Raw genomic sequence first — 21,745 nt, 5'->3', positions numbered from 1 at the left:
GAACGCCGCGCCGGGTGGCGCCCCGGCGCGGCGTTCCGGTGTGCGTCACACGACCGGCAGGGTGATCGACGATGCTCGGGCCGGCTCGCGGTGCACGGTGTACACCGGCGCGGGACTCACCTCGGTGCGGTCGCTCTCGCGCACATCGGCCCCGGTGATCGTGATCCGCAGCCGGTGCCCGGCCGGGACCACGGACGACAGGGGGAGCATGTCGAAGTCGACCCGCTCCGCCTTGCCGCTCGGCATCGGTCGCGCGTCCGCGGTGTCGCCTCGGCGCCACGGTGTGCCGAGGACGTCGTACGGCGCCCGCTGGGTGCCGCGCAGCGCCAGGCGGAGCCTGCCGTCGGTGAGGATGCGCACGGTGCCGTCCGGGGCGACGTCCGAGAGGTAGGCGAAGACATTGCCGTCCGCACTGGTGGCGGACAACCGGAGCGAGACGACCGGGTGGCCGGTCAGTTCGGTGTGCCGCTTCAGGGGCGCCGTGGTGTAGGTCAGCCCCTTGGCGTCCTGCGGACAGGTCTGCTCCTGATCGACCGGGTCGGGGCAGCTGACGGAGTAGTCGACGGTGTAGTCGTCCTTGCCGCCGTGTCCGCGTGGACGGTCGCGGGTGAGCCCGCCGTCGTTGACCGAGTCGACGGTGCCGGTCGGACCGTCGGCCAGGTAGTAACGGGTCTGCCGCGCGGACGGGCGGGGCGGCCACTGCGCGGTGTCGCGCCACTGGCCCGTGCCGTCGAAGGAGCCGGTGTAGTAGTGGACCGGCGGCTCGTCCATGATGCCGTTGTCGATGCCCTTGAGCCAGTAGTCGAAGAACCGGTGCCGCTCGGCCACGATGTCGAACCCCTGGTTCTCGCAGTGCTGCCACGGGCCGATGAGCACCTTGTGCGGGTTGCTCAGGGTCGCCGCGCTGACCAGGCTCTCCTTGCGGAAGTCGTCGTCCCAGCCGTCGTAGCTGTAGAGGGGGACGCCGGAGCGTTCGATCGCCTCCCGGTACGTGGCCACGCTGTACTCGGTCCACGGCCGGGTGCCGACCGAGTCGACGTAGCTGTCGCGGTAGGGCGCCGCCCGCCACATGTCCCGCAGGGAGGTGTTCGCCTGGTGCTGCTCCACGGCCTGGCGCAGCAGCGTGCCGTCGGGGTCGGCGTCGACCGGGAGGTTGCGCAGGTCCTCCTCGCGGGTGCGGTTGGGGCCGACGCCCCAGTTGGCGCGTATCCCGCCGCGCTGGAAGGCGTCGTACTTGTGGAAGGAGTAGTTGCCCGCGAAGACCGCCTTGAGGTGCGGCGCCCCGACGGTGGCCGCCTGCATCGCGGCATCGCCGGTGTTGGAGCAGCCGAACACACCGACCTCGCCGTCGCTCCAGGGCTGGGCGGCCAGCCATTCGGTGATGTCGTAGGCGTCGGCGGCCTCCGTGCGCGAGTGGTAGCCGGTCATGGTGCCGAACGAGGCGCCGTTGCCACGCCGGTCGACGAACGCCACCACATAGCCGTACGCGGTGAGGTCGGCCATGCCGCTGGTGACGCCGCGCAGGCTCACCGAACCGTCCTCGGCCCGTGACGCCCGGCTGAGCTGGTGCTCCCAGACCACCGGGAACGGGCGGTCCACTGGCTTGCCGTCGACGGCGGGCCGGTAGAGGTCCACGGCCAGGCGGGTGCCGTCGCGGGTGGGTACGTACTGCGAGGTGCGCACCCATTCGTCGTACAGCACCGGGGCGTAGCCCTCGTACTGCCCCGGCCGGGACACCAGGCCGGGCGACTCGGCCAGGGCGGGGGCGCCGAGCGCGGCGGTCATGAGCAGGGCCACGAGGGCCGTCAGCAGCCGCCTCATCGGGCCCCCTCTTCCGTGAAGCCCTTGGCGGTGATGTCCTGCCAGCCGGCCACGGAGCACAGCCCGCAGTCGTCACCGAGGAAGTAGTCGCGGGCGGTGCGGTTGCCGTTGAGCGTGAAGTCGAGCCACTGCACGACGACGGCGACGCCCTCCTCGCGGATGCTGCCGTTGACCTCACCGTCGCGCAGTCCGTACCACAGTCCGCTGTGCCCGGCGGACGGGTTGGTCGCCCGCACGGCCGGCACGTCCACCAGGTCGTAGTTGGCGCGGCTGTTCTCGTGGGCCTGGTCATCGGGGCCGCCGTCGACGAACAGCGTGGGCGTGTGCAGCTTCTTCAGTTCCTCCCGCCCGTAGCCGAACCGGCCGTCCGCGAAGAAGCCGCTGTTGAGCGAGGCCACGGACGCCACCCGCGGATCGGCCCCGGCCACCAGGGCCTCCAGCCCTCCGCAGGAGTTCCCGCCGACCGCGATGCGGCGGGTGTCGATCCGGTGCAGCAGGGAGCTGCCCTTCCGCTGGTTCTCCCGCTCCGCCCAGGTGATGGCGTCGCGCAGGACATCGGGTTCGGGGGTGCCTTCCTCGTCCTGGTCCGGCTGGTCGAACCCCCCTACGGCGATGACGATGAAACCGTGCGACGCCACCAGCGTGTGGGTGCCGATCATGCGGTTGGCGCTGGCGTGCCGGCACGCGCCGTTGCCGTAGACAAGGACCGGCAGCTTCCGGTTGGTGTCGGCGGGGCGGAAGACGGTGTACGAGGCGGCGGAGCCTTCGGTGTGGCGCGCGGGCTCGCGCACCACGGAGTGGGACCGCTCGATGGCGGGCCGGGCCGAGGCCGAGGACGCGGCCTGTGCCGGTGGGGTGTGCGGGGTGGTGGGCGACGGCCGTGAGAGGGAGGAGGCGGCTGTCGCGGTGATGACCAACGCGGTGGACAGCGCGGCGAGTACGGGGGCGCGGACGGAGAACTTCACTGACGGGACCTCTCTGTCGGGGCGTCCGGTGAGCGTTCACCGGGTGAGCCGTAGAGCGCCCGCAACAGAATGGTCGCCTTCTGTGCCGTCCGTCAATGATTGTGTCGCCATTCGTTGTTGGTGCCCACGAGAAGTGCCCGAAACGGCGCGGACGCCACCCCGCCGCGTGCGGCCGGGCCTACGTCCCGCCGTCCGGTCGTAAAAGAATCTGTAGTCTGATCAGCGCCGGTCAGCCGACGGACCGCCAGGGACGTATCAGCAGCACGAGGCAGACGGCGGCGCAGATGAGGGCGGTGAGCATCGTGCCGGCCATCGGCGTGGCGCTGGTGGTGCCGAAGGCGCCGACGAGCGGTGAGGCGGCGGCGCCGAACAGGAACTGGATCCCGCCGAGCAGCGCGGACGCGGCTCCGGACGCCTCCCGTCCGAACGACTGCCCAAGGCTCATGGTGGCGGGGAAGACGCCGCCGATGCCGAAAGCGGCGAAGAAGACGGTGACCCAGGTGCCGGCCAGGCTGCCACCGACCGTGGCGAGCAGCAGCACCTGGAGCAGGACGGCGGCGGAGGCGACCACGACCGACGCGCTCAGCAGCGTGCCCAGTGCCATCCGCCGCGACAGCGTGCCGAAGACCGCGCTGGCGAGCAGCATGCCGCAGGCGTTCGTCGCGAAGATCAGGCTGTACAGCCCCGCCGACGTGCCGTAGACGTCCTGGAAGACGAAACTGGACCCGGCGATGTAGGCGAACAGCGCGGCGCTGGTGAACCCCAGCGTGAGCGCGCAGCCGAGGAAGGCCCGGTGGCCCAGCAGCCGGCCCATGGCCCGGAAGCTGCCGGCCACCCCGCCCTGCTGCCGGCGCTCCGGCGGCAGCGACTCCGGGACCCCGCGCAGTACCGCGAGGAAGAGCGCGACCCCGAAGACCGCGAGAGCCCCGAAGACCCACCGCCAGCTGCCGGCCGACAGCACCGCACCTCCGATGACGGGCGCCGCGACCGGCGCCACGCCCAGCACCATGCTCAGCAGCGAGAAGTAGTGCGGCAGTCGCGGCCCGTGGAAGCGGTCGGTGAGGACCGCTCGCGCCAGCACCATGCCGGCGGCCCCCGCGACACCCTGGAGGAACCGGGCGACGATCAGCAGCTCAATGGTGGGCGCGACCACGCACACCAGTGACAACACGACGAACAGCGCGGTTCCGGCGATCAGCGGACGGCGACGGCCGAGGCCGTCACTCAGCGGACCGATGACCAGCTGCCCGATGACCAGCCCGGCGAGGAACCCGGTCATGGACAGCTGCACGGAGGAGTCGTTGGTGTGCAGCGTGCGGGCCATCTCCGGGAAGCCGGGCACGTACATGTCGATCGCCAGGGGCGCTACGGCGGTCAGCGCGCCGAGGAGCGCGATCAGAGCGGCGGGCCGGCGGGATGGGTCGGTGACGGCGGACACCGTGGGCACCGACTGCGGTGACTTGGCTACCATGCCCGAGACGGTAAAGCATTCGTCTACTGGTTAACAATTTTGGCGGCGACCATGACTCACCCCTCGACCTCCGTCGACTTTCGCGCGCTGTGGGCGGCGGCCAACCCCGACCTCGACACCTCTCCCATGGATGTCGTGGGGCCCCTCAAGCGCATGGAGGTACTGCTCACCGTCGCCCTGGAGCCGCTGTACGACGGTGCCCCGCTGACCGCGCCGGAGGTCGACGTGCTGGTGCAGCTGCGGCACGCCGACGACCCGGTGATCGCCCGGCGGCTCGCCGAGAGCCTGGGCTGCTCCCGCGCGGCCGTCAGCAAGACGCTGGCCAAGCTCGAGAAGCGCGGCTACGTCGAACGCCGCCCGAGCCCCGCGGACCGCCGCGCCGCCCTGGTCACCGCCACACCGGCGGGGTGCGAGGTGATCGACGCCATGTTCCCCCGCCAGCTGGCGGTCGAGGCGGAACTGCTGGCCGGACTGGGAGAGGACCGGGAGCGGGTGGTGGAGGCGCTGCACCTGCTGGAGCGGGTCCTCGAACGGGGCGTCCGGCGACGCGCTCCCCGGCGCTAGCCATCGCGCGCCCGGCGCCGGCCCTGGCGCCCGTCGCTAGCCCTGGGGCGCCCGTCGCTAGCCCTGGGGCGGGCGGCTGTCCTGGGACTCGGCCGGGGCCGGGGCGGGCTCGGGCGGGGCGAGGAGGTAGCCATGGAGCTGTTCGAGCAGTTCGGCGATGCCTTCCCGGTCTGCGCGGTAGCGGACCAGCTTGCCGCTGCGCGTCGACTGGAGCAGGCCGCCGCGGCGGAGGACCGCGAGGTGCTCGGAGGTGGTCGACGGGCCGAGCCCGGCCCGCTCGGCGACCTCGCCGACCGTCAGCTCCTGCCCGTCGGAGAAGTGCGAGAAGAGCTTCTGGCGGGTCCCGCTGGCCAGCGCCTTGAGGAAGACCTGAAGGTCGTCGCCGGGTATGGCGGCCTCGGAGCGCGTCCCGCGGTCCGCCTGGGGGCCGCGGTCCTGACGGGGGACCCGGAGCGCCCGGTGCAGGTCGAACTCGGCCGGCGGAATGTCCAGGGCCGAGCAGACTTCATGGACGACGGCCCGTTCACTGTCGTCGAAGTGGCCGTCGGCGCAGCCGATGACGATGCCGATCTGGATGACGGCCCGTGCCTCGGCGGGCTTCCTCTTCGCCTTGCCGATCTCCTGCAAGGCGCCGACCTTGCCGAGGGTGAAGTCCGCGGTCAGCTGATCGAGATGGTCCTCGAAGCGGCGGTGCAGATCGTCCGAGGGGAAGCTCTGGAGCACGTCGTTGGTGGCGATCAGCTGGGCGACGCGTCGTCTCTCGGACGGGTCGATCGTGCCGTCCGCCGCCGCCACCAGGGCGCACATCGCCATGCTCGCGTCCCGGAACGCCCCGCTCTGCAGCTCGGTCTTCTTCGCCGTGAGCTGAGCCTGCATCGTCTGGACCGAGTACTTGAGGCGGTCCCACAGCGCCATCTGCGTCTCCTTGTCGGCTTACCCATGACGTGACACGGGAGCAGAATCTACAGGTTTGTAGACAGCTGTCGCGAAAAAGAGGCCGCGCATCCGTGGTTCTACAGTGCTGTAGATTCTAGGCGCCTGTTGATCACTTCGAACCCAGGAGCTGTGCCCTGTGACTGTGAGCCTGACCAAAGGCGGCAATCTCTCCCTCACCCGCTCCCAGCCCGGCGTCGCCAGCGTCGTCGCGGGCCTCGGCTGGAAGGTGAACACCGGTCCCGGCGATGTGGACCTCGACGCGAGCGCCCTGGTGCTGGGGGCGGACGGCCGGGTCCTGTCCGATCAGCACTTCGTCTTCTTCAACAACCGGGCCACACCCGAGAACTCCGTACGGCACACCGGCGACAACAGGACCGGCGAGGGTGAGGGGGACGACGAGCAGATCGCCGTCGACTTCACCTTGCTGCCGCCCGAGGCGGAGTCGGTCGTGTTCGTGGTGTCGATCCACGATCAGGGCGGCGCGGCCCACACCTTCGGCCGGGTGCGCGATGCCTACATCCGTGTGGTGCACCAGGCGGCCGGTGTGGAGATGTGCCGCTACGAGCTGACCGAGGACGGCCACGACGAGACCGCGATGGTGTTCGGCCAGCTGTACCGGCGGGACGGGGAGTGGAAGTTCCGCGCGATCGGCCAGGGCTACGCGTCGGGCCTGGTGGGCATCGCCAAGGACTACGGCGTCAACGTGTGAACCCGTCGGCGCATCGCCACGCGGGACCTGCCGGGACCACGCCGCGGCCGCCTGGGGCATCACCGGCCGGGTGGATGCTGTCGTAAAGCATAAATTAAGCCAAGCACATCACCGCAGGTGGCAACCGGTGACCGCGGAGCCCTCGCGGCGTCCCGTCACCTCCTGGACACCCTGAGTTTGCCCTGTCCCCCTGCAATCGCGTCAACCGGGGGAGTGACGCGCCGACTTGGGGTCCAGGAAAGGGTGGAATAGTGCGAGATGTTCCGATGAGCGCCGTCAGCAAGGGGCTGAAGCGGCGAGGCAGGCTCCTGGTCCAGGCCCTGCGCCCGCCGACGTCAAACGCGGGCAGCGGCACCGCCGCTGCCCGTCGTACCCGGGAAACCGGCGAGACGGATCGCTACGTGGCCCCGCACACGCCCCGGCTGGTCGAGTCGCCGGTCTTCATCCTCTCCCCGGTGCGCTCCGGCTCCACTCTGCTGCGCGTGCTGCTCAACAGCCACTCGAAGATCCGCGCTCCGCACGAGATGCATCTGCGCACCCTGCACGTGCACATGGACCGCGACTTCACCCCGGATGCCATGAAGGAGCTCGAACTCGACAAGAGCGAACTGGAGCATCTGCTGTGGGACCGGGTGCTCGATCTGGAGCTCAAGCGCAGCGGCAAGGAGATCGTGGTCGACAAGACCCCGCCCAACGCGCTCATCTGGCCCCGGCTGCGACGATGTTGGCCCCAGGCGCGCTACCTGTTTCTGCTGCGGCACCCCGAGGGGGTGGTCACGTCGCTGGTCAACCGCCGCCGGAAGCCCGACCTGGCGCAGATCCACGCCGAGGTGCTGCGGTACGCGGAGAAGCTGGAAGAGGCCCGGCAGACGCTGCCCGGCCACACCGTCACCTACGAACAGCTCACCGGTGAGCCCGAGAAGGCCACCCGCGAGATCTGCCGTTTCCTCGGTGTCGAATGGGAGGCCGGCATGCTCGACTACGGCCGGCACGACCACGGCACCTTCCGTCCGCACATGGGCGACTGGAGCACCACGATCACATCGGGCAAGATCCAGCCCGCGCGCCGCGTCGACCACCGCCCGGACCTCCCGCCGCGGCTGGCCGAGATCGCCGAGGCATGGGGCTATCAGGCCACCACGACGGTGTGACAGGCCGACGCGGTCCGACGTCGCGGTCCGGTGTTTCGCACCGGCGGCGGCGACGCATGGCGGCGCCCTCCGGGCCGTGCCGTGGGGGCCGCCCGGCCGGGCGGCCCCCCAGAGGCGCGGGCCGTGGCGGTCAGGCCGATGCACAGGCCGGCGGGACACCAGGGCCCGACCGCGACCCAGAGGACGACGTCGCTGGTCAGCGCATCCGGCCGCGTGCCTTCAGGGGGACGGGCGGGAGCTCCGGGGCGGGCAGGGGAGCACCGTCGTACCCCCGCACTTCGCCGAATCCGCGCCCCGCCGCCCAGTCCTCACGCGCTCGCTTGATGTCGTCGTGCGACCGCCCGATGAAGTTCCACCACATCACGATCTTCTCCTCGAACGGCTCTCCGCCCAGCAGCATGAACGCGCTGTCCACATCGGCCCGCAGCGGCAGTTCGGTCCGCCCGCAGCCGAGGTAGAGCAGGGAGCCGGGCGCCAGGCGCACCCCGTCGACCTCGGCCTCGCCGGACATGGTGAGCGCCGCGTACTCGAAGTCGGGCCGTACCGGCAGCCGGGTGCCGGTGCCCGCCGCGAGGGCGATGTCCGCGCCCACCAGCGGGGTGAACGTGGTGCCGGGCGAGACCGCGCCGTCCAGTTCGCCCAGCAGGACCCTCGCCCGCAGCCCTTTGCCGCCGGTCACCAGGGGCAGCTCGGGGTGGTGCTCCCAGCGGGGGGCGATATGGCGGTCGCCGTCGGGCAGCGCGACCCACAGCTGCGCCCCGTGCAGCAGCCGGGCGTGCTCGCGCGGGGACTCCTCGGAGTGCGCGATGGCCCGGCCCGAGGTCATCAGCCCCAGCTCACCGGGGCGCACCGTCTGGAGACTGCCGAGGCTGTCCCGGTGCAGCACCTCGCCCTCGTGCAGCCAGCTGACCGTCTGGAGCCCTATGTGCGGATGCGGCGGGACCTGCATGCCCGGCTCCTGGGCGATGTCGTCCGGGCCGTAGTGGTCGATGAAGCACCAGGCGCCGATCATGCGCCGCCCGATGTTCGGCAGCAGCCGGCGCACCATGGTGGACTCACCCAGCGGGACCTGCTTGGCGGCCAGCAGTTCGCGCACCGGCCGGGCGGTGACGTCACTCCGGCCGCCGCATACGGTCGGCGCGGGCCTCAGATCGAGATTGCTCATGACCGCACTCTTCCACCACGGGACGACTCGTGCGCGCTCCTGGGGCCCTGGGCGTAGCCGTACGAGGCGATCGCCCCGTACACCAGCGCCGCCCCCAGCAGCCAGCCGCCCAGCACGTCACTGGGCCAGTGCACGCCCAGATACAGCCGGGTGAAGCCGACGCCCAGCACCGACACGGCGGCCACGACGGCCATGAGCCGCCGCCATGCCGCCGGCGCCCCGTGCAGCGTCATCAGCCACAGCAGCAGCCCGAAGGCGACGGTCGCGGTCAGGGCGTGGCCGGACGGGAAGGCCGCGTAGTGCGCCCAGTCCACCGGATGCGACCACCGGGGGCGCTGCCGGTCGACGGCGCTCTTCACCGCCTGTTGCAGCGCCGTCCCCACCGCCGCCGTCACGGCGACCCAGAGGGCGAGCCACCGCTCCCGGCGCCACAGCAGCCATCCCACGGCCACGGCCAGCAGCGCGCGCATGGCCCAGGGGTCCCAGAACCAGTCCGTGAGCACTCTGTTCACATGGGTCCAGCCGTGGTGCGCCACCGCCGAGCGGTGCAGATCGACGACGATGTCCCGGTCGACGCCTTCCAGCGGTCCCCAACGGGCGGCCACCAGGGCGAGCAGCACCAGGAAGAGCGCGGTGAACACGGCCGCGGTGCGGGCGGCCTGGCGGGGGAGGGGAGCCGGCTGCATGGCTCGATGATCGCTGACGGACGGGCCCGGGAGCCAGGAGGCCGTGCGACGGCCCGGAGGTGACCTTGTGCTCGGAGGTGACCTTGTGTCGAGGGCGGCGAGCGCCTACCCCAGCGCTCGCAGCGCCGGCACGAAGGTGACCAGCAGCGGCACGGCCGGGACGAGCGCCGCCGTGGCCGTAAGGCGCCAGCGGCGGGCCACCGGGAGGCGCGAGGCCGGGGCCAGCAGCCGGTCCACCCGCTGCGGCACCTGGGCGAGCGCGCTGGGACAGGGGCCGAACACCCCGCGGTCCTCGTTGAGTTCGACCAGCGCGAGGGCGGTGGTGGTGCGCCCGAAGCGCCGTGACGCGGAGTCGTCGGCGGCCAGCTCGACCAGCCGGTGCACCTCGTCGCGGAACGCCGCGAACATGGTCACCCGCGGAAAGCCCGAGGCCAACGCGCCCGAGCAGTGCAGCAGCCAGTGGTGGCGGGCACGGGCGTGGCCCTGCTCATGGGCGATGACGGCGTCCAGCCGACGGCCCTTGAGACGGCGCAGCGCCGCCGTGGTGATGATGAGCCGGGGCGTGGTGCCGGGCAGCCACCAGGCGTCCGGTTTGTCGCCCTCCAGCACCACCAGACGCTCCCCGCTGGGCTCCTCACCGGGCAACGTGGGGGAGCGGACGAGGAGTTCGGCCCGGTGCTGGCGGCGCCAGGCGCGGGCGCGGCCGATCTCGCGGGTGAGCATCACCGCGCTCCACACGGCCCCGAAGGCGAGCACCAGGGCCACGGGCCCGGCCAACGGCCCGTAGCCGGACAGCGCGTACGCCTCCACCACGCCCTTGGGCGCGGGGGCGAAGACATTGCCGCGCACGACCTCCCAGGCGGCCGCCCCGGTGAGCGCCATGGTCAGCGCGCAGCACAACAGCACACCGACGACCACGCACTGCCACACCCACAGGGCGAGCACGGGTTCGCGGTCGATCCAGTCGGAGCGGGAGAGCAGGCGCGGCGCCATTGCCGCCGCCAGTGCGCCGAGGCCCATCAGCGCGAACGGGACCATCATGGCGGTCACCTTATGATCACGACGCCGGGGCCGGTACGGGTACCGGCGGCGAAGTGACGCACACCACCCCGCGGCCGGGGCGGACCCGCCGCCCGTTCACAGGGTCAGCAGCATGGCGCACATCCCGATCCCCATCGACAGCCTCCAGGCATGCCGCAGCTCAGGCCGCCGCGGCCGGCCGACGCCGGCCGGACCGGCCCCCACCGCACCGGCCGCGCGGCCGTCGAGGCCGTCCACGGCGCCGTCCGTCATCGATACCAGCCGCAGCCCGGACCATACGACGTACACCGCGAAGTACCCGAGCAGTACCCCGGTCAGCGGCGGCACCCCGGCCGCCATCCGGTCCGGGGCCATCGCGCCGGTGTGATGGTGGCCGCCCGTGGCGCCCGTCATCATCGCGAGCGCCATATAGACCATCGCCAGCGCCCCGATGGCGTGATGCAGATGGTGTCCCGGGAGCCCGGCGCCGCGCCGCGCCGGCAGCAGCGCCCTTACGGCGACCACGGCGAAGACCGCCGCGAAGGCGGGCGGCCCCCATGGCCGGGGGTCCAGCACGGTGGACGGCACCGCCATCACCGCCATCCCCCACCCCATCAACGCCTCGGCCCCCGCGATCCGCCGGCCCGGTCCGGGCGGCTCACCGCGCATCTGGAGCAGGCAGGAGCCCCCCGTGGCAGCGCAGAGCGCGACCAGCAGCCAGCCGACGAGCGCGGGTCCGTGCACGGCACACCTCCGGGGAGGGACGTGGTGCCGGAGACATCCCCTGCCCCGGTGCCCGCTACGCGAGCGCACGGGCGCAGTGGGGGAGCGCACGGCGTGCCTCGCGACCGGGAACGCGAGGCGCGCGGTGCGGCGGGGAACGCGGGGCGCGCGGTGTGGCAACGTGAGAGGTGCGGCCCGTGGATCAAGCAGGCCCGAGCCGCACGACGGGACGTGCACACCTGTTCAACGAGGAGGAGAGTCCGTGTCGAATCCCCCGCTCGCCGAGGCCGCGGTCGCCATGCTCAAGAAGCCCAACCCGGCCGTGATCGCGACGCTCCGGTCCGATGGCCAGCCGGTGTCCACGGCCACCTGGTACCTCTGGGACGACGGTCGGATCCTGGTCAACATGGACGAGGGCCGCAAGCGCCTGACCCATATCCGCAACGACCCCAGGGTCACCCTCACCGTGATCGACGAGGGCGACTGGTACAACCACGTCAGCATCATCGGCCGGGTCGTCGAGATCAAGGACGACGAGGATCTGAGCGACATCGACCGGCTGGCCCGGCACTACCTCGGCAAGGACTACCCGCAGCGGGACCGCGCCCGGGTCAGCGCCTGGATCGAGATCGACCGCTGGCACGGCTGGGGCGAGCACAAGGACAGCAGCCAGGTCGGCTGATCCCCCCCGCGCCGCCCCGGCACCGGCAGACGGTGCCGGTGCGGCGCGCACCCCGAGGCCGCGCTCGCCGCACCGGGCGGACGTACTCGCCGAGGTCGCCGTGGCCGCGCTCCGAGCCGCGTTCGACCGCTGGCTCGACGCCCCCGACGGAACGGCGTTCTCCACCCTGTTCGACACCGTCACCGCCGAACTCGCCTCGTCGCTCGGAGGGGCGTCGTAGCCAACCCGCCGCCGCGTCCTCGGGATGCCCCGCCCGGCCCGGTGCGCGAGACCCGAGCCGGCGCGGCGGCGGTCATCTTCGTGCTGTCAGATCCCCGGTCGGTAGCGGATCGGATGGTCTTCGGGCACCTCCACCAGCACGATCTGGAGTCCGTCCGGGTCCGCGATCCACATCTCCACCAGTCCCCACGGCTCCTTCTGCGGCGGGCGCAGCACCTCGACCCCCTTCGCGGTCAGCTCCTCGTGTGCCGCGGTCACGTCCGTGACCTGGAGCCACAGCTGGAGGCCCGGGGAGGGCGGGGTGTCGGAGCGGCCGGAGACCTCCAGGAAGCCTCCGCCGAGGAAGTAGACCGTGCCGCGCTCGGGGCCGGTGCCGAACTCCCGGTAGACCGCGAGGCCGAGGGTCTCGCCGTAGAAGGCCCGGGAGCGTTCGGGGTCCGTCGGCCGCAGCAGGGTGCGGCTGCTCAGTACGTGAACCATGTCGCGACCCTACGCAACCCGTCCCGTTTCCCGCCCCGTTTGGGGCAGGTTAAGGTCTACTGCCGCCCGACGAAAGGACCCGCCGACGCCATGGACACCGCGGACGCCACCGTACGCCCCGCCGCCCCGCTCGCCTTCCGTCCGGCCACCGAGGCGGATGTTGCGGAGCTGGTGGCCCTGATCGAGTCGGCCTACCGCGGGGATTCGAGCCGGGCCGGGTGGACCACGGAGGCGGACATCCTGGGCGGGCAGCGCACCGACCCGGAGGGCGTCGCGGCCGTGGTGCGGGACGAGAACAGCCGCATGATGATCGTCGAGCGGGCCGGTGAGCTGATCGCCTGCTGCCAGCTCGAGCACCGCGGTGACCACGCCTACTTCGGCATGTTCGCGGTCCGGCCCACGTTGCAGGGCGGGGGCCTGGGCAAGGTGATCCTCGCCGAGGCCGAGCGGTTCGCGGCGGCGGAGTGGGGGGCGACGGAGATGCACATGACGGTGATCTCCGCCCGCGAGGAGCTGATCGCCTGGTACGAGCGGCGCGGCTACGCCCGTACCGGCCGGATGATCCCGTTCCCGTACGGCGATGAGCGCTTCGGCGTACCGCGCCGCGCCGACCTCGAGTTCGAGCTGCTGGTCAAGCCCCTCGGCTGAGCGCCCATGGCGCCGTACGGGTCGCCGTACGGATGACGGGGGTCCGCGGGGGCGTCACGCCGTGTAGCGGACCGCCCGCCGGATCTCGGGGAAGTCGGTGGTGCCGCCGTCCAGGCGCAGGCCGCGGGCCAGCTTCAGATGGTCGGGGGTGTTCACGGTCCAGCCGATGACCTTGAGGCCGGCGGTGTGTGCCCGCTCCACCAGCTCCAGGGTCAGCCTGCGGAGGTTGAGCACCAGCATCCCCGCGCCGACGGCGTGTGCCCGGTCGATCGCATCGAGGCCGTAGCGGCTGGCCACGAGGGCGGTGCGGGCGGCCGGCAGCAGGGTGCGGATCTCGGCGAGGGCCTCGTCGTGGAAGGACAGGACGTCCACCCGGTCCAGCAGCCCGCGGCGGGTCAGCACCTCGGCCAGCGCGCGGGCGGCCGCCGTGTCCTTGATCTCGGCCTGGAGCGGTGCCTTCACGGCGTCCACGACCTCCTCGAAGACCGGAATCCGCTCACCGTCCCCGGCGTCCAGCTCGCGCAGCTCGGCGAGGGTGAAGTCGCTGATCGGGCCCGCTCCGTCGGTGGTGCGGTCGACGTGCGCGTCGTGCATCACCACGAGTGCGCCGTCCTTGCTGAGGTGCAGGTCCAGTTCGATGACGTCCATGCCCTCGTGCTCGGCGCGGATGAAGGAGCGCAGGGTGTTCTCCGGCTCGACACCCATCACTCCGCGGTGTCCGATGGTGAGAAAAGTCAACGCTGTCTCGCTCTTCTGACGGCCAGCCCTTGGCGGCCTTCGTCGGGTCGGGGGGAGGCAGTGCAAAAGCGGTTGTCGTCGGCTCGGCGGCGGACGGGCCGCCCGGACCGGCGCACACCCTACCGGCCGCCGATGACAGGACTGCTGGGGCACGCCCATGGCATGAGCCGAGCCGATGGGGGCAGGAAAAACTGCGGTGGTGCGGGTGTGGCGCAGGATGATTTCCGGTACCACCGCTTGAGCGAGGGAGGCGTCCATGGATACCGTGGTCTCACGCGAGTTTCTCCGGTGAGGGAGTGGTCATGACGGAAATCCTTTCGTCCGCAGTAGCGGAAGGTGGCGTTCTGCCTTCAGAGCGTGTGGTCGACCATCCGGCCTGGCCGATGCTCAAGGACGCTGTCGAAACGATTCGTCCGTGGCAGTCCAAAGACGGTTCCATCGACTTCGACGCCGAGGGCGCGCCCACCCCCGAGCTCGCCACGGCGACCCTCGGACGGGTCATCGAGGCCATCGAGGAGCTCGCCCCGCTGCTTCCGCACGACGCCGACTACCACCGGGCGGCCGTCGCCGATCTGCGCCGCTGGGCCGAGGACGGCTTCGGCGTCCCCGACTTCCTGGACTCGCTGCTCGCCTTCCAGCCCGCCCGCACCCGCGCCGACGGCCTCCAGCACCTCGTGGTCTTCCCCATGTACACGCAGAACGGCAACCCGGACCGCAACCTGGAAGCCGTGGTGCTGCGCATGGTCTGGCCGGACTGGCTGGCCGAGCTGGAGCGCACCCGCTACGACAACCCGCTCTACTGCGGCCTGGCCTTCGAGGACTTCACCTCCGGCTACGACACCAACTCCGCGGTGCTCTTCCCCGAGACCATCGCCGTCCGCACCGCCCCCGAGCGGTTCACCTGGGGCGGTATCTTCTGCGACCGCGAGGCGGCCCGCTTCCGCCGGGTGAGCGAGGCCGCCGTCCGGGCCCTCAGGCTCGAACTGCCCGCGGACATCCAGGACATGCTCGCCGACCAGCACCGCTGCCAGGAGGCGTTCGCCCTGTGGGACATGGTCCACGACCGCACCCACAGCCATGGCGACCTGCCGTTCGACCCGTTCATGATCAAGCAGCGGCAGCCGTTCTGGATGTACGGACTGGAGGAGCTGCGCTGCGACCTCACGGCCTTCAAGGAGGCCGTGCGGCTGGAGGGCGAGGGGGTCGCCCAGGCCCGTGACGTCCAGTACGCCGTGATCTTCGACCGGATGTTCCGGTTCCCCGTCACCGGCGAGCGGGTCCGCAACTACGACGGGCTCGGCGGCCAGTTGCTCTTCGCCTACCTCCACCAGCACGACGTCGTACGCTGGACGGACAACACCCTGCACATCGACTGGTCCCGCGCCTCGCAGGTCACCAACCAGCTGTGCGGCGAGATCGAGAAGCTCTACCGCGACGGCATCGACCGCCCCAAGCTCGTCCACTGGTTCAAGGCGTACGAGCTGGTGTCGACCTATCTCGCACCGCACCCCGGCTCGGTCTGGGCCAAGGGTCCCGAAGCCCTGGACCTGACCCAGCCGCCGCGCAAACTCGTCGACGACGTGCTCCCCGACGAGTTTCCGCTGAGCATGTTCTACGAGGCGCTCGCCAAGAAGCTGCGTGACGTGGTCGCCTCCACCAAGGGGATCACGGCCGACAGCGACCTGCCGGCGGCGGCATGAGCTCCGCGGCGGCGCATGGCCCCCGGGCGGAGCAGGACGAGGAGGCAGCGAGCATGACCACACCGACGTCGAGCCCGAGCCCGAACGAACCGGGGATCAGGCCACTGGACGGCGCGGTGGTGGCGGTGGCCGGCGCGGCCGGCCCGGCCGGCCGGGCCACGCTGCTCCGCCTCGCCGAGGCCGGCGCCACCGTCGTCGCCTGCGACTACGACCCGGCCCGGCTGGCCGAGGCCGTGGACGCGGCCCGTTGGGCCCACGGCGGGGCCACCGTCACCGGTGAGACCGTCGACCTGCTCGACCTGGACGCCACGCGCGCCTGGGCCGACCGCATCGAGAAGGAATTCGGCCGGGTCGACGGCCTGGTGCACCTGGTCGGCGGCTGGCGCGGCGGCAAAACCTTCGCCGACGCCCCGCTCGCCGACTGGGACCACCTGCACGATCTGCTGATCCGGACCGCCCAGCACACCTCCCTCGCCTTCCACGACGCCCTGCTGCGCGGCGGCAAGGGCCGCTATGTACTGATCAGCGCGGCGGGCGCGTCCCGGCCCACCGCCGGCAACGCCGCGTACGCCGCCGCCAAGGCCGCCGCCGAGGCGTGGACCCTCGCGCTCGCCGACTCCTTCCACAAACTGGGGGGCGAGGCCGGCCCGTCGGCGGCCGCTGCCATCCTGGTGGTCAAGGCGCTGGTGCACGACGCCATGCGGGCGGAGCGCCCCAACGCGAAGTTCGCGGGCTTCACGGACGTCAAGGAGCTGGCCGAGGCCATCACCGGACTCTGGGACCGGCCCGCCCGGGAAGTGAACGGAACCCGCCAGTGGCTGACCCCCAAGCCGTGAGGACCGACGCCCGCCGTCACCATGACCCCGACGTACGCGGCTTCGCCAGCGACAACTACGCAGGCGTCCACCCGGAGATCCTCGCCGCGCTCGCCCTCGCCAACGGAGGCCACCAGGTCTCCTACGGCGAGGACGACTACACCGCGCATCTCCAGTACGTCATGCGCAGCCACTTCGGCCCGCACGCACAGGCGTTCCCGGTGTTCAACGGAACCGGCTCCAACGTCGTCGCCCTCCAGGCGCTCACCGACCGCTGGGGCGCGGTCATCTGCGCCGACAGCGCGCATATCAACGTCGACGAGTGCGGGGCGCCCGAGCGCGTCGGCGGGCTGAAGCTGCTCACCGTCCCCACCGAGGACGGCAAGCTCACCCCCGAGCTCATCGACCGCCAGGCATGGGGCTGGGACGACGAGCACCGGGCGATGCCGCAGGTGGTGTCGATCGCCCAGAACACCGAGCTCGGCACCGTCTACACGGTGGACGAGATCCGCGCCATCTGCGAGCACGCCCATGAGCGCGGGATGAAGGTCCACCTCGACGGCGCCCGGCTGGCCAACGCCGCCGCGTTCCTGGACGTGCCGATGCGCGCGTTCACCAACGCGGCGGGCGTCGACATCCTGTCCTTCGGCGGCACCAAGAACGGCATGCTCTTCGGCGAGGCCGTCGTCGTCCTCGACCCGGACGCGATGGGCGCCATGAAGCATCTGCGCAAGCTGTCCATGCAGCTGGCGTCCAAGATGCGGTTCATCTCCGTCCAGCTGGAGGCCCTGCTCGCCCGCGATCTGTGGCTGCGCAACGCGCGCCACGCCAACACCATGGCCCAGCGGCTCGCCGACGGCGTCCGCGCGGTGGACGGGGTGCGAATCCTGCACCCGGTCCAGGCCAACGCGGTCTTCGCCCGCCTCCGGCACGAGGTGAGCGAACGTCTCCAGAAGCGGTACCGCTTCTACTTCTGGGACGAGACCGCGGGCGATGTGCGCTGGATGTGCTCCTACGACACCACCGAGGACGACGTGGACGGCTTCATCACGGCGCTCAAGGAGGAGATGGGCCGCGTCTAGCGGCCGACCGGCCCGCGCGGTACGCATTGGGCGGGCCCGGTGGCCCGCCCGGTGCGTGTGCGCTCCGGGCTACCGGCGCCGGTTCAGGGTCAGGGCCTCGGCCGGGGCGGGGGCGGTGCCGCCCAGGTGGGCCGGGACCCACCAGGTGTCGTCCGGACCCTTGGGCCGCACCGGATACGCCCGCTGCGCCGCCTCCAGCAGCTCCTGCACCCGGCCGCGCAGCCGCTCCGTCAGGGTGTCCGAGGGCTCGGCCGGATCGGCCGCCATCGGCTCACCGACCCGCATCGTGATCGGGAAGTGATGCCGGCCAAGGGCCCGCTTGTGACCCTTGGTCCACAGCCGCTGTGTCCCCCACAGCGCCATCGGCAGCAGCGGGACACCCGCCTCCTGGGCCAGCCGGACCGCGCCCGACTTGAAGTTCTTGAGGGTGAAGGACTCCGAGATCGTCGCCTCCGGGAAGACCCCGATGATCTCACCGGAGCGCAGTGCCTTCAGGGCGTGCTTGTACGCCTCCATGCCCGCCGCCCGGTCCACCGGGATGTGCTTCATCGCCCGCATCAGCGGCCCGGACACCTTGTGCCGGAAGACCGACTCCTTCGCCATGAACCGCACCAGCCGCTTGGCCGGACGGGCGGCCAGCCCGCAGAAGATGAAGTCGAGATAGCCGATGTGGTTGCTCACCAGAACCGCGCCGCCCCGCCGCGGGACGTTCTCGGTGCCCTTGATGTCGAAACGCAGATCGAGCGTCTTGAACATGGTGCGGGCGATGCCGATCACCGGCGGGTAGACGAGCTCTGCCATTGGGGACCCTTCGTTGTATGCCCGGGGAGGGCTCTCCCGGCGGAAGTTACGCGGCCGTAGGTTTCCGGCTTCTGCCAGATGCTGCCCGATGTCGTCTCGTTGTGCTACCGCGTGACGCCGCCTGACCGGGAGATCCTCATCACGTCGGGGACCCGCCGGGGAATCCCCCCGCCGCCCGGGACGCTGTACCGGGGAGGTCCGATCGGGAGGAGCGCGGGTGCGGGACGGCGACGGAAACCGGCGGCTGGACGCCGCCGAGCTGGGTGCGGAGCTGGGGGAGCGGGCGACGCTCGTCCAGTTCTCCAGCGCCTTTTGCCAGCCCTGCCGGGCCACCCGGCGGACGCTGTCCGAGGTGGCCGCGATGGTGGCCGGGGTGGCGCACGTCGAGATCGACGCCGAGTCGCGGCTGGAGCTCGTCAGGGCGCTGGACATCACCCGCACCCCCACCGTGCTGGTGCTCGACGCGGCCGGGCGGATCGTGCGGCGGGCCGCCGGGCAGCCGCGCCGGGTCGATGTCATCGCCGCTCTGGGTGATGCGGTGTGAGCCGCCGCGCCCCGGTCCCCCTTGACGGTCCGCACCCGGCGTGGTCAGGGTGAACGTCATGCGGCCTGGATTCCTTCTCTACGGACGGGTGCACGTGGACCTGGTGCGGACCGCCAGCGCGCGCTGTCCGGAGGGGTGAGCGAACGACGACGAGCACCGCCCCCCGCCCATCCCTCCGGCAGAAGGACAACTCCATGACGGCCACCCACGACCTCGGCACGTCCTCGCTCGCGACGTCCGACCTCCTCCGCTCCGTCTTCCGCCGGCACGCCGCCGGCGTCGCCGTGATCACCGCCCAGGGCACCCGCCCGGTCGGCTTCACCGCCACCTCCCTCGCCTCCGTCGCCGCCGAGCCGCCGCTGCTCTCCTTCGGCGTGGGCACCGGCTCCTCGAGCTGGCCGGTGCTCTCCGAGGCCGAGCACGTCGGCGTCCACATCCTGGACGAGCACCAGCGGGAGCTGGCCGCCACCTTCGCGCGCAGCGGTGCCGACCGCTTCGGCCCCGCCACCCGCTGGCGCCCGGGACCCGAGGGCGTCCCCGTGCTCGAGGGGGTGCTGGCCTGGCTGGTGTGCCGGGTGGTGGCCCGCATACCCGCCGGGGACCACCGGGTGGTGATCGGCGAGGTCACCGACGGCACCGCGACCGGGACCGGCCGTCCGCTCCTGTACCACCAGGGGCGCTTCAACGCGCTGCGCGACTGAGCCGTCTCCACGGTGAGAGGTGTCGTCCCGCTGCTCACCCGTTGGCAAGGTCACAGTTCAACCGGGTTGCTTCCGGGGAACACCCTCGATGTACTGGCGAGTAATATCTCGTACGGTGGATGAGCCGCCCCGGCCGCGAACCGACCGGGAAGAGCACCCGAGGGCGCCTATGCTGCCAGCACAAGGCAGCCCGGAAGAGACGATGCAGTAGGAGAGCCGGCGTGAGCTTGAGGATCGTTGTCTGTGTGAAGTACGTGCCCGACGCCACCGGCGACCGGCGTTTCGCCGATGACCTGACGGTGGACCGGGACGAGGTGGACGGCCTGCTCTCGGAGCTGGACGAGTACGCGGTCGAGCAGGCCCTCCAGATCGCCGATGAGGCCGACGATGCGGAGATCACCGTGCTCACGGTGGGGCCGGAGGACGCCAAGGACGCGCTGCGCAAGGCGCTGTCCATGGGTGCGGACAAGGCCGTGCACGTCGAGGACGACGATCTGCACGGCACCGATGCGCTGGGCACCTCGCTGGTGCTGGCCAAGGCGATCGAGAAGACCGGCTACGACCTGGTGGTCTGCGGTATGGCCTCCACCGACGGCACCATGGGTGTGCTCCCGGCGATGCTGGCGGAGCGGCTGGGCGTGCCGCAGGTGTCGCTGCTGTCGGAGGTGTCGGTCGAGGACGGCACCGTGAAGGGGCGCCGTGACGGGGACACCGCGACCGAGCAGCTGGAGGCGCGGCTTCCGGCGGTGGTGTCGGTGACCGACCAGTCGGGTGAGGCCCGTTACCCGTCGTTCAAGGGCATCATGGCGGCGAAGAAGAAGCCGGTGGAGTCCTGGGACCTGGAGGATCTGGAGATCGAGGCGGACGAGGTCGGTCTCGAAGGTGCCTGGACCGCCGTGGACGGTGCGACGGAGCGTCCGGCCCGTACCGCCGGCACGATCGTCAAGGACGAGGGCGAGGGTGGTAAGCAGCTCGCCGAGTTCCTCGCTGGTCAGAAGTTCATCTGAGCCGCGCTGACCTTTACCACCCAGATCTTTCGCATTTCGCAGGAGAGCGATTCCCATGGCTGAAGTCCTTGTCTATGTCGACCACGTGGACGGTGCCGTCCGCAAGCCCACCCTGGAGCTGCTGACGCTGGCCCGCCGTATCGGCGAGCCGGTCGCCGTCGCGCTGGGCTCCGGTGCCGAGAACACCGCGTCCGCCCTGGCCGAGCACGGTGCGGTGAAGGTGCTGACCGCCGACGCGCCCGAGTTCGCCGACTATCTGGTCGTGCCGAAGGTGGACGCGGTTCAGGCGGCGTACGAGTCCGTGTCCCCGGCCGCTGTGCTGTTCCCGTCCTCCGCGGAGGGCAAGGAGATCGCGGCCCGGCTCGCGGTCCGTATTGGTTCGGGCATCATCACCGATGCCGTGGATCTGGAGGCGGGGGACGAGGGTCCGGTGGCCACGCAGTCGGTGTTCGCCGCCGCGTTCACCACCAAGTCCCGGGTTTCCAAGGGCACTCCGGTGATCACGGTGAAGCCGAACAGCGCTGCGGTGGAGGCTGCTCCGGCCGCGGGTGCGGTGGAGGCGCTGGAGGTGTCCTTCTCCGAGCAGGCCACGGGGACCAAGGTGGTGTCGCGTACGCCGCGTGAGTCGACGGGCCGTCCGGAGCTGACCGAGGCCGCGATCGTGGTCTCCGGTGGCCGTGGTGTGGGCGGCGCGGAGAACTTCCCCGTGGTCGAGGCGCTGGCCGACTCGCTGGGCGCCGCTGTGGGTGCCTCGCGTGCGGCGGTGGACGCGGGGTGGTACCCGCACACCAGCCAGGTCGGCCAGACCGGTAAGACCGTTTCGCCGCAGCTGTACATCGCGGCGGGTATTTCGGGTGCGATCCAGCACCGGGCCGGTATGCAGACTTCGAAGACCATCGTGGCCGTGAACAAGGATGCCGAGGCCCCGATCTTCGATCTGGTCGACTATGGCGTGGTCGGCGACCTGTTCGAGGTCGTCCCGCAGCTGACCGAGGAGGTCAAGACCCGCAAGGGCTGATCTCCGAAGGGCGTTGGCGAGGCCCCGTACGCGATCCGCGTGCGGGGCCTCGCGTCTGCCGGTCTCGCGTCTGCCGGGTGGGTGTTGACCCGCTGTCGA

The 21,745-nt window shown here is 71.4% G+C and carries 24 protein-coding genes and 2 pseudogenes; 14 read left to right on the top strand and 12 right to left on the bottom strand.

The annotated features are described in order from the left end of the window. Positions 1 to 45 precede the first annotated feature (45 nt). From PS467_RS07280 to PS467_RS07270, 3 genes are all read right to left on the bottom strand, one after another. Complete coding sequence (locus tag PS467_RS07280; protein ID WP_311034522.1) at positions 46 to 1,821, bottom strand: CocE/NonD family hydrolase; 1,776 nt, start codon at positions 1,819 to 1,821, stop codon at positions 46 to 48. Then, positions 1,818 to 2,786 (bottom strand): poly(ethylene terephthalate) hydrolase family protein, encoded by a 969-nt coding sequence (locus PS467_RS07275; RefSeq protein WP_311034521.1) that lies wholly within the window; start codon positions 2,784 to 2,786, stop codon positions 1,818 to 1,820. Before PS467_RS07275 ends, PS467_RS07280 begins: the two co-directional genes overlap by 4 nt. 229 nt (positions 2,787 to 3,015) lie before the next feature. After that, positions 3,016 to 4,257, bottom strand: a complete 1,242-nt coding sequence (locus PS467_RS07270) for a multidrug effflux MFS transporter (protein ID WP_311034520.1) — start codon at positions 4,255 to 4,257, stop codon at positions 3,016 to 3,018. A gap of 51 nt (positions 4,258 to 4,308) precedes the next feature. Here PS467_RS07270 and PS467_RS07265 point away from each other — a divergent pair, with 51 nt between their 5' ends. Next, complete coding sequence (locus tag PS467_RS07265) at positions 4,309 to 4,821, top strand: MarR family winged helix-turn-helix transcriptional regulator (RefSeq protein ID WP_268970728.1); 513 nt, start codon at positions 4,309 to 4,311, stop codon at positions 4,819 to 4,821. 57 nt (positions 4,822 to 4,878) lie between these two features. Here PS467_RS07265 and PS467_RS07260 read toward each other — a convergent pair whose 3' ends face one another. Together PS467_RS07260 and PS467_RS07255 are read right to left on the bottom strand one after the other, a co-directional pair. Then, positions 4,879 to 5,175: an ArsR/SmtB family transcription factor gene (locus PS467_RS07260; protein WP_311039784.1), complete on the bottom strand. Its 297-nt coding sequence runs from the start codon at positions 5,173 to 5,175 to the stop codon at positions 4,879 to 4,881. 108 nt (positions 5,176 to 5,283) lie between these two features. Further along, positions 5,284 to 5,736 (bottom strand): annotated as a pseudogene (locus PS467_RS07255) (tellurite resistance TerB family protein); the annotation flags it as partial. 157 nt (positions 5,737 to 5,893) lie between these two features. On the opposite strand from PS467_RS07255, the gene PS467_RS07250 reads away from it, so the two are divergent. Together PS467_RS07250 and PS467_RS07245 are read left to right on the top strand one after the other, a co-directional pair. Further along, positions 5,894 to 6,466 carry a TerD family protein gene (locus PS467_RS07250; protein ID WP_311034519.1) on the top strand — a complete coding sequence of 191 codons (573 nt, stop codon included), beginning with the start codon at positions 5,894 to 5,896 and terminating at the stop codon, positions 6,464 to 6,466. A gap of 266 nt (positions 6,467 to 6,732) precedes the next feature. After that, positions 6,733 to 7,617 carry a sulfotransferase family protein gene (locus tag PS467_RS07245; protein WP_311034518.1) on the top strand — a complete coding sequence of 295 codons (885 nt, stop codon included), beginning with the start codon at positions 6,733 to 6,735 and terminating at the stop codon, positions 7,615 to 7,617. Positions 7,618 to 7,813: 196 nt separating this feature from the next. Here PS467_RS07245 and PS467_RS07240 read toward each other — a convergent pair whose 3' ends face one another. The 4 genes from PS467_RS07240 to PS467_RS07225 form a co-directional block, all read right to left on the bottom strand. Beyond that, positions 7,814 to 8,782: a pirin family protein gene (locus tag PS467_RS07240; RefSeq protein ID WP_311034517.1), complete on the bottom strand. Its 969-nt coding sequence runs from the start codon at positions 8,780 to 8,782 to the stop codon at positions 7,814 to 7,816. Then, entirely contained in the window at positions 8,779 to 9,468 is a 690-nt protein-coding gene (locus tag PS467_RS07235) for a phosphatase PAP2 family protein (RefSeq protein WP_311034516.1), read from the bottom strand. Before PS467_RS07235 ends, PS467_RS07240 begins: the two co-directional genes overlap by 4 nt. Before the next feature lie 105 nt (positions 9,469 to 9,573). Next, the gene (locus PS467_RS07230; RefSeq protein WP_311034515.1) at positions 9,574 to 10,509 is read right to left on the bottom strand and encodes a M56 family metallopeptidase; all 936 of its coding nucleotides are present in this window, start codon (positions 10,507 to 10,509) and stop codon (positions 9,574 to 9,576) included. A 96-nt stretch (positions 10,510 to 10,605) separates the two neighbouring features. Then, positions 10,606 to 11,232 (bottom strand): DUF5134 domain-containing protein, encoded by a 627-nt coding sequence (locus PS467_RS07225; protein ID WP_311034514.1) that lies wholly within the window; start codon positions 11,230 to 11,232, stop codon positions 10,606 to 10,608. Between the two features lie 241 nt (positions 11,233 to 11,473). On the opposite strand from PS467_RS07225, the gene PS467_RS07220 reads away from it, so the two are divergent. Together PS467_RS07220 and PS467_RS07215 are read left to right on the top strand one after the other, a co-directional pair. Further along, positions 11,474 to 11,893 (top strand): PPOX class F420-dependent oxidoreductase, encoded by a 420-nt coding sequence (locus PS467_RS07220; RefSeq protein WP_311034513.1) that lies wholly within the window; start codon positions 11,474 to 11,476, stop codon positions 11,891 to 11,893. Positions 11,894 to 11,945: 52 nt separating this feature from the next. Continuing rightward, positions 11,946 to 12,113: pseudogene (locus PS467_RS07215) on the top strand (hypothetical protein); the annotation flags it as partial. Positions 12,114 to 12,199: 86 nt separating this feature from the next. Here PS467_RS07215 and PS467_RS07210 read toward each other — a convergent pair. Beyond that, a complete protein-coding gene (locus PS467_RS07210) occupies positions 12,200 to 12,592 on the bottom strand; it encodes a VOC family protein (RefSeq protein ID WP_311034512.1) in 393 nt (130 codons plus the stop codon). A gap of 90 nt (positions 12,593 to 12,682) precedes the next feature. Between PS467_RS07210 and PS467_RS07205 the strand changes: the two genes are divergently transcribed. Continuing rightward, positions 12,683 to 13,240, top strand: coding sequence for a GNAT family N-acetyltransferase (locus PS467_RS07205; protein ID WP_268970674.1), 558 nt, complete (start codon positions 12,683 to 12,685; stop codon positions 13,238 to 13,240). Between the two features lie 54 nt (positions 13,241 to 13,294). On the opposite strand, the gene PS467_RS07200 is transcribed toward PS467_RS07205, so the two are convergent. After that, positions 13,295 to 13,978: a glycerophosphodiester phosphodiesterase gene (locus PS467_RS07200; RefSeq protein WP_268970673.1), complete on the bottom strand. Its 684-nt coding sequence runs from the start codon at positions 13,976 to 13,978 to the stop codon at positions 13,295 to 13,297. Positions 13,979 to 14,280: 302 nt separating this feature from the next. On the opposite strand from PS467_RS07200, the gene PS467_RS07195 reads away from it, so the two are divergent. The 3 genes from PS467_RS07195 to PS467_RS07185 are packed head-to-tail and all read left to right on the top strand — an operon-like array spanning position 14,281 to position 17,575. Next, a complete protein-coding gene (locus PS467_RS07195) occupies positions 14,281 to 15,678 on the top strand; it encodes a DUF6421 family protein (protein ID WP_311034511.1) in 1,398 nt (465 codons plus the stop codon). A gap of 53 nt (positions 15,679 to 15,731) precedes the next feature. Further along, the gene (locus PS467_RS07190) at positions 15,732 to 16,514 is read left to right on the top strand and encodes an SDR family NAD(P)-dependent oxidoreductase (protein WP_311034510.1); all 783 of its coding nucleotides are present in this window, start codon (positions 15,732 to 15,734) and stop codon (positions 16,512 to 16,514) included. Beyond that, a complete protein-coding gene (locus PS467_RS07185) occupies positions 16,511 to 17,575 on the top strand; it encodes a threonine aldolase family protein (protein ID WP_311039783.1) in 1,065 nt (354 codons plus the stop codon). The genes PS467_RS07190 and PS467_RS07185 overlap by 4 nt, the downstream gene beginning before the upstream one ends. Positions 17,576 to 17,644: 69 nt before the next feature. Here PS467_RS07185 and PS467_RS07180 read toward each other — a convergent pair whose 3' ends face one another. After that, the gene (locus PS467_RS07180) at positions 17,645 to 18,376 is read right to left on the bottom strand and encodes a lysophospholipid acyltransferase family protein (protein ID WP_311034509.1); all 732 of its coding nucleotides are present in this window, start codon (positions 18,374 to 18,376) and stop codon (positions 17,645 to 17,647) included. Between the two features lie 217 nt (positions 18,377 to 18,593). Here PS467_RS07180 and PS467_RS07175 point away from each other — a divergent pair, with 217 nt between their 5' ends. From PS467_RS07175 to PS467_RS07155, 5 genes are all read left to right on the top strand, one after another. Continuing rightward, the gene (locus tag PS467_RS07175) at positions 18,594 to 18,920 is read left to right on the top strand and encodes a TlpA family protein disulfide reductase (RefSeq protein ID WP_311034508.1); all 327 of its coding nucleotides are present in this window, start codon (positions 18,594 to 18,596) and stop codon (positions 18,918 to 18,920) included. 58 nt (positions 18,921 to 18,978) lie between these two features. Continuing rightward, complete coding sequence (locus PS467_RS07170) at positions 18,979 to 19,059, top strand: putative leader peptide (RefSeq protein ID WP_311039782.1); 81 nt, start codon at positions 18,979 to 18,981, stop codon at positions 19,057 to 19,059. A 55-nt stretch (positions 19,060 to 19,114) separates the two neighbouring features. After that, on the top strand, positions 19,115 to 19,621 hold the full coding sequence (locus tag PS467_RS07165; protein WP_311034507.1) for a flavin reductase family protein: 507 nt from the start codon (positions 19,115 to 19,117) through the stop codon (positions 19,619 to 19,621). Between the two features lie 221 nt (positions 19,622 to 19,842). Continuing rightward, positions 19,843 to 20,628 (top strand): electron transfer flavoprotein subunit beta/FixA family protein, encoded by a 786-nt coding sequence (locus tag PS467_RS07160; RefSeq protein WP_311034506.1) that lies wholly within the window; start codon positions 19,843 to 19,845, stop codon positions 20,626 to 20,628. A gap of 55 nt (positions 20,629 to 20,683) precedes the next feature. Continuing rightward, positions 20,684 to 21,646: an electron transfer flavoprotein subunit alpha/FixB family protein gene (locus PS467_RS07155; RefSeq protein ID WP_311034505.1), complete on the top strand. Its 963-nt coding sequence runs from the start codon at positions 20,684 to 20,686 to the stop codon at positions 21,644 to 21,646. Positions 21,647 to 21,745 lie beyond the last annotated feature (99 nt).

The organism is Streptomyces luomodiensis, assembly GCF_031679605.1.
GTDB classification, from domain to species: domain Bacteria; phylum Actinomycetota; class Actinomycetes; order Streptomycetales; family Streptomycetaceae; genus Streptomyces; species Streptomyces luomodiensis.
This window is presented reverse-complemented; position numbering and strand designations above follow the sequence as displayed.

Excerpts from the sequence above, each read along its gene's own strand:
- PS467_RS07280 (WP_311034522.1), bottom strand. The coding sequence starts at position 1,821 with ATGAGGCGGCTGCTGACGGCCCTCGTGGCCCTGCTCATGACCGCCGCG.
- PS467_RS07270 (WP_311034520.1), bottom strand. The coding sequence starts at position 4,257 with ATGGTAGCCAAGTCACCGCAGTCGGTGCCCACGGTGTCCGCCGTCACC.
- PS467_RS07265 (WP_268970728.1), top strand. The coding sequence starts at position 4,309 with ATGACTCACCCCTCGACCTCCGTCGACTTTCGCGCGCTGTGGGCGGCG.
- PS467_RS07245 (WP_311034518.1), top strand. The coding sequence starts at position 6,733 with ATGAGCGCCGTCAGCAAGGGGCTGAAGCGGCGAGGCAGGCTCCTGGTC.
- PS467_RS07240 (WP_311034517.1), bottom strand. The coding sequence starts at position 8,782 with ATGAGCAATCTCGATCTGAGGCCCGCGCCGACCGTATGCGGCGGCCGG.
- PS467_RS07235 (WP_311034516.1), bottom strand. The coding sequence starts at position 9,468 with ATGCAGCCGGCTCCCCTCCCCCGCCAGGCCGCCCGCACCGCGGCCGTG.
- PS467_RS07230 (WP_311034515.1), bottom strand. The coding sequence starts at position 10,509 with ATGATGGTCCCGTTCGCGCTGATGGGCCTCGGCGCACTGGCGGCGGCA.
- PS467_RS07210 (WP_311034512.1), bottom strand. The coding sequence starts at position 12,592 with ATGGTTCACGTACTGAGCAGCCGCACCCTGCTGCGGCCGACGGACCCC.
- PS467_RS07205 (WP_268970674.1), top strand. The coding sequence starts at position 12,683 with ATGGACACCGCGGACGCCACCGTACGCCCCGCCGCCCCGCTCGCCTTC.
- PS467_RS07195 (WP_311034511.1), top strand. The coding sequence starts at position 14,281 with ATGACGGAAATCCTTTCGTCCGCAGTAGCGGAAGGTGGCGTTCTGCCT.
- PS467_RS07190 (WP_311034510.1), top strand. The coding sequence starts at position 15,732 with ATGACCACACCGACGTCGAGCCCGAGCCCGAACGAACCGGGGATCAGG.
- PS467_RS07180 (WP_311034509.1), bottom strand. The coding sequence starts at position 18,376 with ATGGCAGAGCTCGTCTACCCGCCGGTGATCGGCATCGCCCGCACCATG.
- PS467_RS07170 (WP_311039782.1), top strand. The coding sequence starts at position 18,979 with ATGCGGCCTGGATTCCTTCTCTACGGACGGGTGCACGTGGACCTGGTG.
- PS467_RS07165 (WP_311034507.1), top strand. The coding sequence starts at position 19,115 with ATGACGGCCACCCACGACCTCGGCACGTCCTCGCTCGCGACGTCCGAC.
- PS467_RS07155 (WP_311034505.1), top strand. The coding sequence starts at position 20,684 with ATGGCTGAAGTCCTTGTCTATGTCGACCACGTGGACGGTGCCGTCCGC.